Here is a 14,966-nt window from a genome sequence, read left to right as displayed (position 1 = left end):
TTTTAGGAGTTGGCTATGTCATTTGCCGATCGCGACGGCGTTATTTGGCTGGACGGCGAGCTGGTCCCCTGGCGCGATGCCAAGGTTCACGTACTCACCCATACCCTGCACTACGGCATGGGCGTCTTTGAAGGGGTGCGTGCCTACAAAAGCGATAGTCGCGGTACCTGTATCTTCCGCTTGAAAGAACATACAGACCGCCTGTTTCGGTCGGCGCATATCATGCGCATGAAGATGCCCTTCGCCAAAGAGCAGATCAACGAAGCCCACAAGCAGGTGGTGCGCGAAAACAATCTCAACGAAGCCTATCTGCGCCCCATGGCATTTTATGGGTCGGAAGGTATGGGTTTGCGCGCGGACAATCTTAAAGTTCACGTGATTGTTGCTGCCTGGCACTGGCCTTCTTACATGTCGCCCGAGGCACGCGACCTGGGCATTAAAGTGCGCACCTCCAGTTACACCCGCCATCACGTCAACATCTCCATGTGTAAGGCGAAAGCTAACGGCCACTACATCAATTCCTTGCTCGCATTGCAGGAAGCCTTGGACAGTGGTTGTGAAGAAGCCCTGTTGCTGGACAACGAAGGTTACGTGGCGGAAGGCAGTGGCGAAAACTTTTTCCTGGTGCGCGACGGTGTGATCTACACCCCAGAGCTGACCTCCTGCCTCGACGGTATTACCCGCAACACCATCTTCCAACTGGCGGCGGATTGCGGTTATGAAATCCGTGAAAAGCGCATTACCCGTGACGAAGTGTACATCGCCGATGAAGCATTCTTTACCGGGACGGCGGCGGAAGTGCTGCCCATTCGCGAACTGGATGGACGCCAGATCGGCGAAGGTCGGCGCGGTCCGGTCACCACGCGGTTGCAAGATTTGTACTTCAAGGCAGTGCGCGGTGAATTGGCCGATCACGGTAATTGGCTGGCGCCGGTAGCCGGCTAACTGACCTGGCCCGGAGGCAAAAAGCCTCCGGGGTAGCGGTAGGCTCTTTTCATTGCCAGGGTTTTTTATGTCTTCATCTCCCAGCAAGCTGTTGATTATCGGCCCCGCCTGGATTGGCGACATGATGATGGCCCAGTCACTGTTCAAGATCATCAAGCAGCGCAAGCCCGATACACAGATTGATGTGCTCGCTTCGCCCTGGACCTTGCCATTGCTGGCGCGGATGCCGGAAGTGGACAACACCATCGAGATGCCGCTGGGCCATGGCAAGATCGAGCTGGGCGTGCGCTACCGGCTGGGCAAGTTTCTCGCCAAGGCAAATTACCAGCAAGCCATTGTCCTGCCCAACTCTTTCAAGTCAGCCCTGATACCTGCCTTTGCCGGCATTCCGGTGCGCACCGGCTGGCGCGGTGAGATGCGTTATGGCTTGCTCAACGACATCCGCCTGCTGGACAAGCGCCGTTATCCCCTGATGGTGCAGCGTTACCTGGCGTTGGGTTATCCCGCCCACGCTGCTTTACCCGAGACATTTCCCTATCCGCAACTGCTGATTGATCCGGCACGCCAGCCACAATTACTCACAAAATTCGGATTGCAGCGCGACCGCCCGGTGTTGATACTCTGTCCCGGTGCGGAATATGGCCCTTCCAAGCGGTGGCCGGAGGCCTACTACGCGCATGTAGCTGACCATAAAATCCGCAAGGGCTGGCAAGTATGGTTGCTGGGCTCCGCTAAAGATAATGTTGTGACTGAAGCGATTCGTGAACAGTTGGATGAGGTGCAGCAGGTACATTGTCACAACCTGGCGGGCACAACCCAGCTGGATGAAGCCATTGATCTGATGGCGGTGGCTGATGCGGTGGTGAGTAATGATTCGGGCCTGATGCACATCGCGGCCGCGTTGCAACGCCCCCTGGTGGTGATCTACGGTTCTACCTCCCCAGCCTTTACGCCGCCGTTGACGGAGCGGGTCAGGATTGTCTCGACCGCCATCGAATGCTCGCCCTGTTTTGAACGGGAATGCCCGAAACAACACCATCGCTGCCTCAAGGATTTACCGCCGTCCATGGTGCTGGAGGCGTTGCAGGACGTGGCGCCCGTGCCGGTGACTCTACCCTGACCCCTTCAACTTGCAGGATTGCAATGCCAGATAATGCCCATCAAGTGCTGATTTTGCGCGACGAATTGCAAACCTTGTGGCAAGGCAAGGATGTCTTCGCCGAGGTGCAGCAACTGCACGGCGAGGTGGCACGCGCGGCGCCGGGCCGGCAGACATTACGCTTTGAGTTGGCTGGTCGCGCCTACTACCGCAAGCTGCACACCGGCGTCGGCTGGGGTGAGATCATCAAGAATCTGATACGTCTGCGCTTGCCGGTGATTGGGGCCCGTAACGAATGGCTGGCGCTTAACAAACTGGCTGAGCTCAAGATCCCCAGTCTGACGCCAGTGGCTTACGGCGAGCAAAAAACCAACCCGGCCACACGCTTGTCCTTTATCGTGACCCGAGAGCTGTGTGGCACGGTACAGCTCGATCACTATCTGCTGGAGCGCTTGCAAGCGCGCACGCTCCGCTTCGCTGAGAAACGGGTGTTGTTGCAACAAACGGCGCAGATTGCGCGGCTATTGCATGCTAACGGCATCAATCATCGCGATCTATACCTTTGTCACTTTCTGCTGGACCGTCAATCCATGGTCGCCTGGCTCCAGGGGCAGGGCGAGCCAATCCTGTATCTCGTCGACCTGCATCGTGCCCAGTTGCGTGCGCGGGTGCCCCGCCGGTGGCAGGTGAAGGACATTGGTAGCCTGTATTTTTCAGCCCTGGATTTCGGGGTGACACGGGGGGATGTATACCGTTTTTTGCAACACTACTTCGGTCAATCCTTGCGAGAGATTATTGAGCATCACAGCGCGTTACTGCGAGAGATTGAGCAACGAGCGCAAGCCCTATATGCACGGGAGCAGCGTTTGAAGCAACGTGTAAAACAACGGCGAGATGAGAGCTGATGCGCCTTGCATTTACCCTGTTTCACTACTTCCCTTACGGCGGCCTGGAGCGAGACATGCTCGCCATGGCGCGCGCCTGTGTGGCGCGCGGTCATGCTGTGACTATCTATACCCAAGGCTGGACAGGCGATAAACCGGCTGAAATCCCCGTGGTGATCCTGCCGACCCGGGCGCTGACCAACCACGGCCGCGCTCAGTCCTTCGTTAAACAGTTCCAGGCGCGCCGCGCGCAAGAAAAGCTGGACCTGGTGGTGGGTTTCAATAAAATGCCCGGTCTTGATGTTTATTACGCCGCCGATGTGTGCTTCGCGCAAAAGGCCTACGAGGAGCGCGGCTGGTGGTATCGGTTAAGCGGTCGCAGCCGGCATTATCTGGCCCTGGAGCGCGCCGTGTTCGCGCCGACCAGCAAGACGCAGATACTGCTGATCTCCCCGGCCCAGGTCGCGCCGTTTCAACGTTACTACGACACGCCGGATACGCGGCTGCACCTGTTGCCACCGGGCATCAAACGTGACCGGGTTATGCCGCCGGATTATCCGGCACAACGTCAGCACTGGCGGACGGCTTTTGGTTTATCGGCCGATACCTTCTTGATGTTGATGGTCGGTTCGGATTTCCGCCGCAAAGGCCTCGCGCGCAGCATCCGCGCCCTGGCGAACTTGCCTGAGGATTTACGTCAGCGGGCGCAATTGTGGGTGGCTGGCCAGGATGATCCCCACGTGTTTATCAAGCTGGCGCAATCCCTGGGGGTGCGGGAGCAGTTAAGGATTCTGGGCGCGCGCGATGATGTGGCGCAACTCTTGTGGGCTGCCGATGTCTTCTTGCATCCCGCTCATAGCGAAGCGGCGGGCGCCGTATTGCTGGAGGCCATGGTGGCTGGGTTACCGGTCATTGCGACAGACGTATGCGGTTATGCGCATTACGTGGCCCGGCAGCAACAGGGGCGCGTGATAACGGCGGCGACGGCAGACCACCACTTGGCGGATGTCGTGGCGGACGTGGCGGCATCTGATCCGCAGATCTGGCGGCAGCGGGCGCGGGACTTTATCGCCACTAACGACATTTTTTCAATGATGGATAATGCTGTGGATTTTATTGAACAGCTGGCGCCGATGCAGGCGGGATGAGTTAACAGAACTATGCGACTAAACGCACTGAAATGGGCCCGCCGGGAAACCTTTTGTCTCAGTTGGGCAGCGCTCGGTATTTATTTGTTTTTATCCGCCTTTTTTTGGGCCTCAGGGCCTGCGCCGTTACGCGCGGTGTTCTATGTTTTTTTGTTGTTGCCTTTTCTGCTGGTCCTGCCCTGGCGTAAATGGCGCACGGAAGAATACGGCGGTTACTTCACCATCTCCGCGTTGGTCTTTGCCGCTTATTGTGTGTTGTCCTCGCTCTGGGGGCGTGCCGCAGATTTCGATTTTTTCCTCAAGCAATGGTTTTTCCTGGCCTTCTGGTTGTGCGGTGTGGCCTGGTTGTTCTATTACCGTCCGGTCAATCTGCAACGGCTTTACCTGGTGGTTATCTGCATCGGGGTAGTTTGCTCGCTGGTCACGGTTTACTTTTTCTACGTCTACAAAAACTACTCCATCGCGGCGCGTCTCTCCGGGTTTGGACTGGCTGAAAACTCCACCATCGTGGCGCAGATTTTTGGTGTGGCGGCGTTGCTGGCCTACCTGAAATCCTTGCAGGAGGAAAACTGGAAACTGTCCCCTCTGTTTTTTATTGCCGCCATGGTGTGCGCGCTGGTTATCCTGATGTCCCAAAGCCGCGGAGCGGCCATGGCGCTGATGCTGGTGTGTTTTGCCGGTCTCCTGATTGTGCGCCCGCGCCCGCTTATCTGGGTGCCGCAGGTGACCCTGGCGATTGTCGGCAGTTTGGCGTTGTTTACCTTGACCAATATGGATGACGTGCTGGAAAAACGCGGCATCTCCTTCTCATTTCGCGACGCTATCTGGATAGAACTGTTGGATCGCTCCCTGGAGCGGCCATTGTTTGGGCTTGGGTTGGAGCGGGATTCGCGCATCATCATCCCCGATGTGGATGTGTTTCATCACGCACATAATTCGTGGATTGACATCCTTTACTATACCGGGTTGATCGGCCTGTTATTGGCCCTGTGGCATTGGGTGTTGCTGGCGAAGAGCTTCAGCCGCGACCGGGATATCCTGCCACTGTATCTCTGGCTGGCCTACGGCAGCCTGTGTCTCTTTACCAATGGCTCCAACCTGTTGACACGTCCTGACACGCAATGGTTGATGTATTGGGTTCCCGCCGGGTTACTGGCCGCCGTGGTCATGGGGCGCCGCCGATGCCTGACAAGATAAAGGTGATGATCTTGCAAACCCGGCACATTGAGAGTATTTCCTACCTCACGGCCGAGTTGGTTAACGCCTTTCCACCGGAACATTATCAGGTCACGCTGGTTTATCTTGAAACCGGCGAGCCCACAGCGACCGATGCTCTGGCCCATCAGTGCGTTTTCCTTGGGTTGGACAAAACCGATTACAAAGGCTTACGCCTCAAAGCGATGAAAAAGGTACGTCCGTTTCTGGAAGCCAACACATTTGATGTGGTCATCGCCAATATGTACAAACCCGTGCATTTGTTGATGCAATTGCGTCGCTCAGTGTCGGCAAGACTGTGTATTGGTATCATCCATGCTTTTGGCGAGTTTGATCGGTTCGGTCGCCGCTGGATGATGCGGCTCTCATTAGATGAGCGCTGGCATATGGTGGGTGTATCCGAGCCGGTGCGGCGTTACCTGATCAATGCCCGCTGCGGTTTGTATGAACACAACACCTCGGCGATTAACAACGCGGTTGATGTCGGGGCGATTGAGTCCCAGGCAATGGACGCAAACACAGCCCGTGCGGCCTTGCAACTGCCTGCAACCGGTTTGATATTCGGTACTGTCGGGCGCTGCGTGAAAGGCAAGCGTCATCTGGAAATGCTCAAAGCGTTTCACCAGTTTTGCGGCGCACGTGAGGATGTATTTCTGGTGATTATCGGCGATGGCGAACTGCGCCCGGCGCTGGACGAATACATCGCCCGGCATCATTTACATGGCAAGGTTTTTTTAACCGGTTATGTACCCCAGGCAATGCGCTATATCCGGGCGCTGGATGTGTTTGTCTTTCCCTCGGCGTCGGAAGGTTTTGGTATTGCCCTGCTGGAAGCCATGGCCCTCGGCTTGCCTGCGCTGGTGAATAATGTGGAGCCGTTAAGCAGCATCGTTGCCGGTTGCGGCGTAACGGTTGATACAACCGATGAAGTCGCCATGCGTTCGGCCATGGAAACGTTTTACCAATGGTCGCCGGCAGAGCGTCGGGCCAAAGGGGTGTTGCATCACCAACGTGTGCTGGAGCATTACGATATCGGGCATTTTCGTTCGGCCTACCGCGCATTGGTCGAACAGAAGCTATCAGGTATTGAATAAAACCAAGCGAGAATATGCCTGTTGGTTAATGCTCCGGGGCTACAATTTCTTACACACAATATCACGACGGGCGAGTAGAGTTTCCCCTCGGAAATAGGCGATTTATGGCAGACAAAAACAAAACCGCACAACCGGTTGTGGAAACATCAGCGCTGAAAATTTATTTGCGGTTGCTGTCATACCTTAAGTCCTACCGTTTGATGTTTGTGATCAGCATTGTGGGTTTTGCGATATACGCTTCATCCACCACGATGTTTATCAAGATTCTCGAAAACCTGATTAACATTATTGAAAATAATAATCCGCAGGAACGTTTTCTGGTGCCCTTACAGGTCATTGGTTTGACGGTGCTGCGTGGCATCGGCGCGTTTGCCGGCGTGTATTTTTTATCGCGAGTTGCCTTCAGTGTCATTCACAATTTACGCGTGCAAGTGTTCAATCATATGACGCGTTTACCGAGTATGACATTTGATGATCAAAGCTCCGGTCATCTGGTATCGGTCATCACCTATAACATCAATGGTGTGACCGCCGCCGCGACGGATGCGATAAAAATATTGTTACGCGAGGGGCTGACCGTCATCGCCTTGTTGTCTTATCTGTTTTATACAGATTGGAAACTGACGCTGGTGTTTATTTTGATTGCGCCGCTGATTGGTTCATTGGTGACCACAGTAGGCAAGCGGTTGCGGCGGCTCAGCACCAAGGTGCAGACCACGGTGGGTGATATTACCCAGGTCACCAGCGAGATGATTACCGGTTATCGCGTGATGCGCAGCTTCGGCGGCGAAGATTATGAAAGGCAACGTTTTGAAGCGGCGAGCAAAAAAAATTACCAGCAGAATATGAAGATCGTGGTAACGGCGGCGGCTAATACGCCCTTGATTCAGCTGATTGTTGCCTTTGCAATCGCGGCCTTGATTTATCTTGCGCTGAATGTGATGGAGCTGGGTAACCCGGCGGAGTTTGTGGCTTACATGACTGCGGTGGGTGCCATGTTGCAACCCATGCGCCGCCTGGGTGAAGTGGCTCCGATTATTCTTAAGGGAGTTGCGGCGGCGGATAGCGTGTTCAGCTTGCTCGACCAGGCGCCCGAGCGTGATGAGGGTACGCAAGCCGTTGAGCGCGTTCAGGGTCAGGTCAGTTTTAAACAGTTATATTTTCATTACGCCCGAAGTGATAAGCCGGCGCTGAAAGATATCAACCTTGATGTGATGCCGGGTGAAGTCATTGCCCTGGTGGGGCGTTCCGGTAGTGGTAAGTCAACGCTGGTTAATTTGCTGGCTCGTTTTTATGACTATGACCAGGGTGAAATCGCCATCGATGGCATTCCACTGGCAGATTTTCGCTTGGCTAATTTGCGCCAACAAATCGCCTTGGTAAATCAGCATGTCACCTTGTTCAATGATACGGTGGCCGGCAATATTGCTTACGGCAGTTTGACGGATCGGGACATGGTCGCGATTCGCCGCGCGGCGGACCTGGCGCATGCGACAGAGTTTATTGAGCAACTGCCGCAAGGGTTTGACACCATGATTGGTGAAAGTGGTGCGCGTTTATCCGGTGGTCAACGGCAACGTCTCGCGATTGCGCGAGCCATCCTGAAAGATGCACCGATTTTGATTCTGGATGAAGCAACGTCCGCACTGGATAACGAGTCCGAACGTTTTATTCAGGCGGCGCTGGAAAGCGTCATGCAAAATCGCACCACCTTTGTGGTCGCCCATCGCCTGTCCACGATTGAGCGGGCTGATCGCATCGTCGTGATGGACGCCGGTGAGATTGTAGAACAGGGTACTCACGCCGAGCTGCTGGCCAAGGGCGCACATTATGCGAATTTATATTCGATGCAATTTCGCGATGAACCCCAGGATGCCAGTAAGCCTGCTGAATAAATTACGCTGGGTAACACAGGATATCCGGTGAGCCGCTGTCAATAGGTGTAACAGGTGCAACGGTTCTCTGACTAACAGGTTTTATGGGATAAAACCAAAGGAAATATCATGAATCTGACCATGCCTTTTTTTGATCGCGCGCGCGTGCTCGTTATAGGTGATGTTATGCTGGATCGCTACTGGCATGGCAATACATCGCGTATTTCGCCGGAAGCGCCGGTTCCCGTGATCAAGGTGAGTCAATCGGAAGAGCGTCCCGGTGGTGCGGCCAACGTTGCGCTCAACATTGCCGCGCTTGGCGCAGCGGCCTGTTTGATCGGCACCATCGGTGATGATGATGCCGGTATTGTGTTACAGAATCGTTTAAAAGCAGCATCCATCCATACGGATTTTCAAATTTCCCGCAACAAACCCACGATTACCAAACTGCGTGTTATCAGTCGGCACCAACAAATTCTGCGTATGGATTTTGAAGAGTCCTTTGATGCGCGGGACAGCAATGAATTTGCGCGAAAAGCCGGCCTTATCATGCCGCAGATGGATGCGCTGGTATTGTCCGATTATGCCAAGGGCAGTTTGCAGGATTGTCAGGCGCTGATTGCCATGGCGCGCATGCGTCGCATTCCGGTATTGGTTGATCCCAAAGGCAAAGATTTTTCCCGTTATCGCGGTGCAACCTTGCTCACACCCAACCTGCAGGAATTTGAGCAGGTTGTGGGCGGTTGTGACAGCGAGCAACAAATGGTTAGCAAAGGCAGTGCGTTAATGCAGGAGCTGGATTTACAAGCACTACTGGTAACGCGCGGCGAGCAAGGCATGACCTTGCTCCGTCCTAATCAACCGGAATTGCATTTACCCGCGCGTGCACGCGAAGTGTTTGATGTGACCGGTGCGGGCGATACCGTCATCGCGGTTGTTGCCGCTGTGATGGCATCGGGCCAGCCCCTAACAGAAGCCGTGGCCCTGGCGAATCTTGCTGCCGGCATAGCCGTCGGCAAACTGGGTACCGCAGCAGTCAGCGCGCCGGAATTGCGTTTTGCCTTGCAGGGTGAGCAAGGTTCAGAGCGCGGTGTTGTCAGTGAAGAACAGTTGTTGCAAGCGGTGGAAGATGCGCGTGCACGCGGTGAAAAAATTGTATTTACCAACGGCTGTTTCGATATTATCCATGCCGGTCACGTTGGTTACTTGGAAGAAGCGCGCAAGTTAGGGCATCGCCTGATTGTTGCCATCAACAGCGATGCGTCAGTAAAACGCTTGAAAGGTGAAGGCCGCCCAATCAATCCCGTGGATCGTCGCATGGCAGTCCTGGCCGGGCTGGAAGCGGTGGACTGGGTGTTATATTTTGAAGACGATACACCGGAACGTTTGCTGCGCAATCTAAAACCGGATGTGTTGGTAAAAGGCGGTGACTATCGTGAGCATCAAGTCGTTGGGGGCGATATCGTCAAAGGCTATGGTGGCAGTGTCAAGGTATTGAGTTTTATTGACAGTTGTTCAACCACGGCCATCGTGAATAAAATTCGGCAGCAATGAGTTATCGGTGTGAGAGAGTCTTGTGCAGGCTGCACAGAAGAATAAAATCGTTGCATTGAGTTCAAGCGTTTCTTCTGCCCAGGCGGATAACGCTGGCGGAAGGTCGAAGATAGATTTATCAAATGGCCAACTGCAAAGGTAACAACAGATTCCCCAAACGGTAAAACCAAGAGCCGGCGTAGCCGCCAATGATGTCAGGCGAGTAAATGTAATATCCGGGTGCCTGAATAATTTCCCCCCGTAAATCATAATCCCCAACAGTGCCACTGCGCGCACCAACCATTCAACATAACGCCACCACTGGTTATCCTGATTTCCCAGTTTGTCTATATCGAGTTCGCGTAGCAGCAACGCCAGGCAGAAGAGCCCCAGTCCTGCATGCAGGTAACGATAGAGTGGGGCCGTTGTATTGGTATGGCTGTGATAGCTATGTAACAGACAAGCCAGCAGTAAAAAAATACTCTGCCCCACTTCCAGCAGGCCCTGCTCGGAGGTACTGATAAACCCCTGGCTCCAGAATCGATAGGATTCCAGACTGATCAACGACAACACGCCCAGTATCCATGTCGATCTATGGGCGTTAATAGAGAGCAGAACGGATGTCATAAGTGGTTTGCGCAGCTGATCACTGATCTGCTGCGCGGCGACATTATTTGGGCGGATATTGAATCAGGAGTTTGCGTAGCACCTCAGCGAGTTTTGCTTCATTGCTTAGCGAGAAATTTTGCAGCGGCACAGCTTCCGCACTGCCGCGCCAGATTAAATTATTGGTAGACGTATCGGTGATATCCACGATGATGATGCCCTCCTGCTTGTCGTTGGGCATGCTTTTACCTCCGCCCACTCCGATGTTGCCGTGCCGGCCAATCGGCAAACCAATAGATAATCCCAATCCAGTGGAGGAGCCGGTACGAATACGTGACACCACCGTCATATCAATCAGCAGCCCCGGATTACTTTCAGTGCGGCTGAATCCCTGGCTGGCCAGTTGGGTATCTGCCAGTCGTTGGAGTTGCTGCGCGCTGACACCCGGGATTTCTGATGAGGTATTACGCCAGTTGTAAGTATTGTGCCCGCTAAAGTCGGTACCAGGTTTGAAGTCCTGGTTGTATTTGGTGCTGGCGCATCCGCACATGATCAATACCAGTGCGAGCAGCCAAAAATGCAAAAGTGAGCGGGACATTGTCGGTATACTCGCCAGTTGTGGGTTCATAAAAGTGTCCTCGAGGTAAAGTATGCTATCCGCATTATTGTCCAGTGATTCGACCATCTTTATTGTGAATCATTGCCATTTTTAATCTTTAGTCAGGCGGTTTGCAAATGCTGGGGTTTTATTTCAGACTTGCCCCGCTTTCACCAACCAATGGCGAGTAGTCGTTATGGATTTAATTCAGGCAGTTGTTTTGGCATTGGTGCAGGGGTTGACCGAGTTCTTACCGGTTTCCAGCTCGGCGCATTTATTACTGGTTCCTATCTTTGCTGACTGGCCTGATCAGGGGCTGGCATTTGATGTGGCACTGCATGTGGGTAGTTTGACGGCGGTGATGATCTATTTCCGGCACGATATCAAACGGATGTATTATGCCTGGCTCGCGTCTATTACCCGTCGTGAATCCTCCGAAGACAGCCGTTTGGCCTGGGCCGTTATCGTCGGCACCATTCCGGTGTGCATCGCCGGATTTTTTCTTAAAGATCTGGTGGCTACTGCGATGCGTTCACCTCTGGTATCAGCCTTCGGTCTGATTGCCTTTGGCCTGCTACTGGCGTGGGCCGACTGGCGCCATCGCGGTTCGCGCAGTGAATACCAGATGAATAAATGGGACGTCTTCTGGGTGGGTTGTGCTCAGGCGTTGGCTTTGATTCCCGGCACATCGCGTTCCGGTATTACGATTACGGCGGCCTTGATGTTGGGCTTTACCCGCGAAGCTGCTGCGCGTTTTTCCTTCCTGCTCTCCATTCCCGTGATTATCATTGCCGGCGCGGTAGAGACCAACGAATTGGTGCATGCGCAAGTTGCGGTGGATTGGACGGCAATGATTGTGGGAACGCTCGTTTCTGGCATCAGCGCTTACTTGTGTATTTATTATTTCCTGGCGTTTATCAGCCGGATCGGTATGCAACCTTTTGTGGTATATCGCATTGCATTGGGGATTTTTTTGATTGTGCTTTACTGGAATCCGACGCCCTGAAACATTAAACAAACTTGACGACACTGGTGTCTTTCTCGCGGGTTTTGCCCGCGGCAGCCAGTGCGTCAAGATAAACTTGCCATTTGTGTTCCTGTTCGACGGCAAGCTGATAAAGGTAATCCCAGGTGTAGATGCCGGAATCGTGGTCGTCATCAAAAAGAATTTTTAACGCATAGTTGCCGGCGCGTTCGATGCCGCTAATGCCCACATCTTTTTTGCCAAACTGTAAAACCGCCTGACCCGGCCCGTGTCCCTTGACTTCGGCGCTGGGTGAATGCACCCGCAAATATTCGGCACCCAGTTGATACACTTGGGCGCCGAAGTGCAATTCCAGCCTTCTGGATTGTTTGTGCAACTGAACCTTGGTGGGAATCAAAACGTTCACCCTGCACTACAGAATATAACGACTGAGGTCTTCATTTTTAGCCAGCTCTCCCAGGTGTTCATCAACATACGTCGCATTGATTTCGAGTTGGGTTTTTTCATTGCCTGCATCAAAAGAAATATCTTCCAGTAAACGTTCGAGGATGGTGTGCAGGCGACGCGCGCCGATATTTTCGGTGCGTTCATTCACTTCCCACGCCGTCTCGGCAATTCGGCGTATACCGTCTCTGGTGAATTGAATCGTCACGCCTTCTGTTTCGAGCAACGCTTGCTGTTGTTCCGTCAGTGAAGCGCGAGGTTCGGTAAGGATACGCTCAAAATCATCCGGGGTTAGCGCGCTCAGTTCGACACGAATCGGCAAACGCCCCTGCAGCTCCGGAATCAGATCTGACGGTTTGCTTAAATGAAATGCGCCGGAGGTGATAAACAAAATGTGATCCGTTTTGATGATGCCGTGTTTGGTGGTGACAGTGCAGCCCTCGATCAGGGGTAATAAATCCCGCTGGACACCTTCACGTGACACATCTGCACCGGAAGTTTGTCCGCGGCGCGCAACCTTGTCGATTTCATCAATAAAGACAATGCCATTTTGCTCGGCTGCTTCTATGGCTTGCGCTTTAATATCTTCGTTATTAACCAGTTTACCGGCTTCTTCTTCCTGCAATTGCTTGAACGCCTGTTTCACTGTCAGTTTGGTTTTTTTGGTCTTGCCACTTGATAACGATGAAAACATATTCTGTAATTGGCTGGTCATATCTTCCATGCCGGGTGGTGCCATGATTTCAACACCGACCGGCGTAGCCGCCAGATCAATCTCAATCTCTTTATTGTCCAGCTCGCCTTCGCGCAGTTTTTTGCGAAATACCTGGCGCGTGCCGGATTCATTATTCAACGTTGGATCGCCGCCGCGTGCCGGCGGTAATAATGCATCAAGAATGCGTTCTTCCGCCGCTTCTGCTGCACGATGTTGTACCGTCTTCAGTGCGTGCTCGCGGTGCATCTTGATTGAAACATCCACCAGGTCGCGGATGATGGATTCAACATCGCGACCGACATAACCGACTTCGGTAAACTTGGTGGCTTCCACTTTAATAAACGGCGCATTGGCCAGCTTGGCCAGGCGGCGGGCTATCTCGGTTTTACCGACACCGGTCGGGCCGATCATTAAAATATTCTTGGGGGTAATTTCACTGCGCATATCGGCGGGTACCTGCATGCGGCGCCAGCGATTGCGTAGTGCAATTGCTACGGCACGCTTGGCTTCCTGTTGGCCGACAATGTGTTTATCCAGTTCGTGAACAATCTCACGGGGTGTCATGGTGGACATAATCAGTATCCAAAAAATTAATATTCCAATGTTTCGATGGTGTGGTTCTGATTGGTGAAGACGCAGATATCACCGGCAATATGCAAACCTTTCTCTACGATGCTGCGTGCATCCAGGTGCGTATTTTCCAGCAGTGCTCGCGCCGCTGCCTGGGCAAAAGGACCACCGGAGCCAATAGCAATCAAGTCGTCTTCAGGCTGAATAACGTCGCCGTTGCCGGTGATGATCAATGAAGCTTCTTTATCGGCCACGGCCAACAGTGCTTCCAGTCGCCGTAGCGCCCGGTCTGTACGCCAGTCTTTGGCAAGCTCCACAGCAGCGCGCACCAACTGGCCGTTGTGAGATTCAAGTTTGGCTTCGAAACGCTCGAAGAGGGTGAAGGCATCGGCGGTGCCGCCAGCAAAACCGGCGATAACCTGATTTTTATAAAGTCGGCGCACTTTGCGCGCGTTACCTTTCATCACCGTGTTGCCGAGAGAAACCTGACCGTCGCCGCCAAGCACAACTTGGCCTTCACGGCGTACAGAGAGAATTGTGGTCACAGGGGAAATCCTTTGTTGAACTGTTGCGGACTGCGGCCGTAAGCCGCAGGGATTCCCTGAAAAGTGGGGGCGGGGTGGGTAATTTCAAGCAGATTATTTTACGGGCGGCGGCCCGGGATCAGGGCGCCGCGTTTTTGTCGCGTTTTAACATGAGGGCATTGTATTGATTCGCCACCAGGGTGGAACGCGCGCTGGCCAGACGGGATTGGTCCTGAAACGGGCCGACGATGACGCGATGCCATAATTCACCGTTGCGGATGGTCACTTTTTCAATACGCGCATCGAGGTTCAGCAGGATAAGTTGTGCGCGTAATTTATCGGCATCCACATCGTTGCGGAACGAGCCGACTTGCAGGATGTACTCCATGGAATCCGGCTGGGGTTGTGCAATTTTTTCCACGGTTTGTGCCGGCTCAGTGGCGGGTACGATGACTTCGCTTTCCTGTAGTAATTTATAAAAATCAAAACGCGGCTTGGGCACGTCTTCTTCGGTTTGTGTGCGTGTCACCTTGGGTTTTTCCGGGGCAGGTTGTTGCGTTTTGGTTGGGGGTGGCACGACATCGGCCAGGTAAACCAAAAACATGATAAACGCACCCAGCACCCCGCCAATTAATAACCATACCCACCCCGGCACAGCGGGTTTGGCCGGTGCACGACGACGATTGGGGGCGCGATTTTTTTTGGCGTAATCTCGGGACATGGCAACTTCAT

The 14,966-nt window shown here is 53.7% G+C and carries 15 protein-coding genes; 9 read left to right on the top strand and 6 right to left on the bottom strand.

The annotated features are described in order from the left end of the window. The first annotated feature begins 15 nt into the window (after positions 1 to 15). From ACSV5M_RS05895 to hldE, 8 genes are all read left to right on the top strand, one after another. A complete protein-coding gene (locus tag ACSV5M_RS05895) occupies positions 16 to 945 on the top strand; it encodes a branched-chain amino acid transaminase (protein WP_439174689.1) in 930 nt (309 codons plus the stop codon). 67 nt (positions 946 to 1,012) lie between these two features. Continuing rightward, a complete protein-coding gene (waaF, locus tag ACSV5M_RS05890; protein ID WP_439174688.1) occupies positions 1,013 to 2,065 on the top strand; it encodes a lipopolysaccharide heptosyltransferase II in 1,053 nt (350 codons plus the stop codon). A 23-nt stretch (positions 2,066 to 2,088) separates the two neighbouring features. Then, positions 2,089 to 2,949: a lipopolysaccharide core heptose(I) kinase RfaP gene (gene rfaP / locus ACSV5M_RS05885; protein ID WP_439174687.1), complete on the top strand. Its 861-nt coding sequence runs from the start codon at positions 2,089 to 2,091 to the stop codon at positions 2,947 to 2,949. Continuing rightward, a complete protein-coding gene (locus tag ACSV5M_RS05880; RefSeq protein ID WP_439174685.1) occupies positions 2,949 to 4,076 on the top strand; it encodes a glycosyltransferase family 4 protein in 1,128 nt (375 codons plus the stop codon). Before rfaP ends, ACSV5M_RS05880 begins: the two co-directional genes overlap by 1 nt. A gap of 12 nt (positions 4,077 to 4,088) precedes the next feature. Next, positions 4,089 to 5,273, top strand: a complete 1,185-nt coding sequence (locus ACSV5M_RS05875) for an O-antigen ligase family protein (protein ID WP_439174684.1) — start codon at positions 4,089 to 4,091, stop codon at positions 5,271 to 5,273. After that, complete coding sequence (locus ACSV5M_RS05870) at positions 5,258 to 6,385, top strand: glycosyltransferase (protein ID WP_439174683.1); 1,128 nt, start codon at positions 5,258 to 5,260, stop codon at positions 6,383 to 6,385. Before ACSV5M_RS05875 ends, ACSV5M_RS05870 begins: the two co-directional genes overlap by 16 nt. A gap of 104 nt (positions 6,386 to 6,489) precedes the next feature. Next, entirely contained in the window at positions 6,490 to 8,280 is a 1,791-nt protein-coding gene (msbA, locus tag ACSV5M_RS05865) for a lipid A export permease/ATP-binding protein MsbA (RefSeq protein WP_439174682.1), read from the top strand. 108 nt (positions 8,281 to 8,388) lie between these two features. Then, positions 8,389 to 9,813, top strand: coding sequence for a bifunctional D-glycero-beta-D-manno-heptose-7-phosphate kinase/D-glycero-beta-D-manno-heptose 1-phosphate adenylyltransferase HldE (gene hldE, locus ACSV5M_RS05860; RefSeq protein ID WP_439174681.1), 1,425 nt, complete (start codon positions 8,389 to 8,391; stop codon positions 9,811 to 9,813). Here hldE and ACSV5M_RS05855 read toward each other — a convergent pair. Together ACSV5M_RS05855 and ACSV5M_RS05850 are read right to left on the bottom strand one after the other, a co-directional pair. After that, positions 9,775 to 10,365 carry a hypothetical protein gene (locus ACSV5M_RS05855; RefSeq protein ID WP_439174680.1) on the bottom strand — a complete coding sequence of 197 codons (591 nt, stop codon included), beginning with the start codon at positions 10,363 to 10,365 and terminating at the stop codon, positions 9,775 to 9,777. The two genes, hldE and ACSV5M_RS05855, sit on opposite strands and share 39 nt — an antisense overlap. Positions 10,366 to 10,462: 97 nt before the next feature. After that, positions 10,463 to 11,026 carry a DUF4136 domain-containing protein gene (locus tag ACSV5M_RS05850; protein ID WP_439174679.1) on the bottom strand — a complete coding sequence of 188 codons (564 nt, stop codon included), beginning with the start codon at positions 11,024 to 11,026 and terminating at the stop codon, positions 10,463 to 10,465. Positions 11,027 to 11,192: 166 nt separating this feature from the next. On the opposite strand from ACSV5M_RS05850, the gene ACSV5M_RS05845 reads away from it, so the two are divergent. Next, positions 11,193 to 12,002, top strand: coding sequence for an undecaprenyl-diphosphate phosphatase (locus tag ACSV5M_RS05845; protein WP_439174678.1), 810 nt, complete (start codon positions 11,193 to 11,195; stop codon positions 12,000 to 12,002). Positions 12,003 to 12,006: 4 nt separating this feature from the next. Here ACSV5M_RS05845 and ACSV5M_RS05840 read toward each other — a convergent pair whose 3' ends face one another. From ACSV5M_RS05840 to ACSV5M_RS05825, 4 genes are all read right to left on the bottom strand, one after another. Continuing rightward, entirely contained in the window at positions 12,007 to 12,387 is a 381-nt protein-coding gene (locus ACSV5M_RS05840; RefSeq protein ID WP_439174677.1) for a gamma-butyrobetaine hydroxylase-like domain-containing protein, read from the bottom strand. A gap of 6 nt (positions 12,388 to 12,393) precedes the next feature. Further along, positions 12,394 to 13,713, bottom strand: coding sequence for an ATP-dependent protease ATPase subunit HslU (hslU, locus tag ACSV5M_RS05835; protein WP_439174676.1), 1,320 nt, complete (start codon positions 13,711 to 13,713; stop codon positions 12,394 to 12,396). Between the two features lie 17 nt (positions 13,714 to 13,730). Then, positions 13,731 to 14,255, bottom strand: coding sequence for an ATP-dependent protease subunit HslV (gene hslV / locus ACSV5M_RS05830; protein WP_439174674.1), 525 nt, complete (start codon positions 14,253 to 14,255; stop codon positions 13,731 to 13,733). 118 nt (positions 14,256 to 14,373) lie between these two features. Continuing rightward, positions 14,374 to 14,955 carry an SPOR domain-containing protein gene (locus ACSV5M_RS05825; protein ID WP_439174673.1) on the bottom strand — a complete coding sequence of 194 codons (582 nt, stop codon included), beginning with the start codon at positions 14,953 to 14,955 and terminating at the stop codon, positions 14,374 to 14,376. Positions 14,956 to 14,966 lie beyond the last annotated feature (11 nt).

The sequence above is a fragment of the Cellvibrio sp. ARAG 10.3 genome, assembly GCF_051846955.1.
Lineage (GTDB): Bacteria > Pseudomonadota > Gammaproteobacteria > Pseudomonadales > Cellvibrionaceae > Cellvibrio.
The sequence above is the reverse complement of the archived record's forward strand: the minus strand, read 5'-3'. Positions and strand labels throughout refer to the sequence as shown.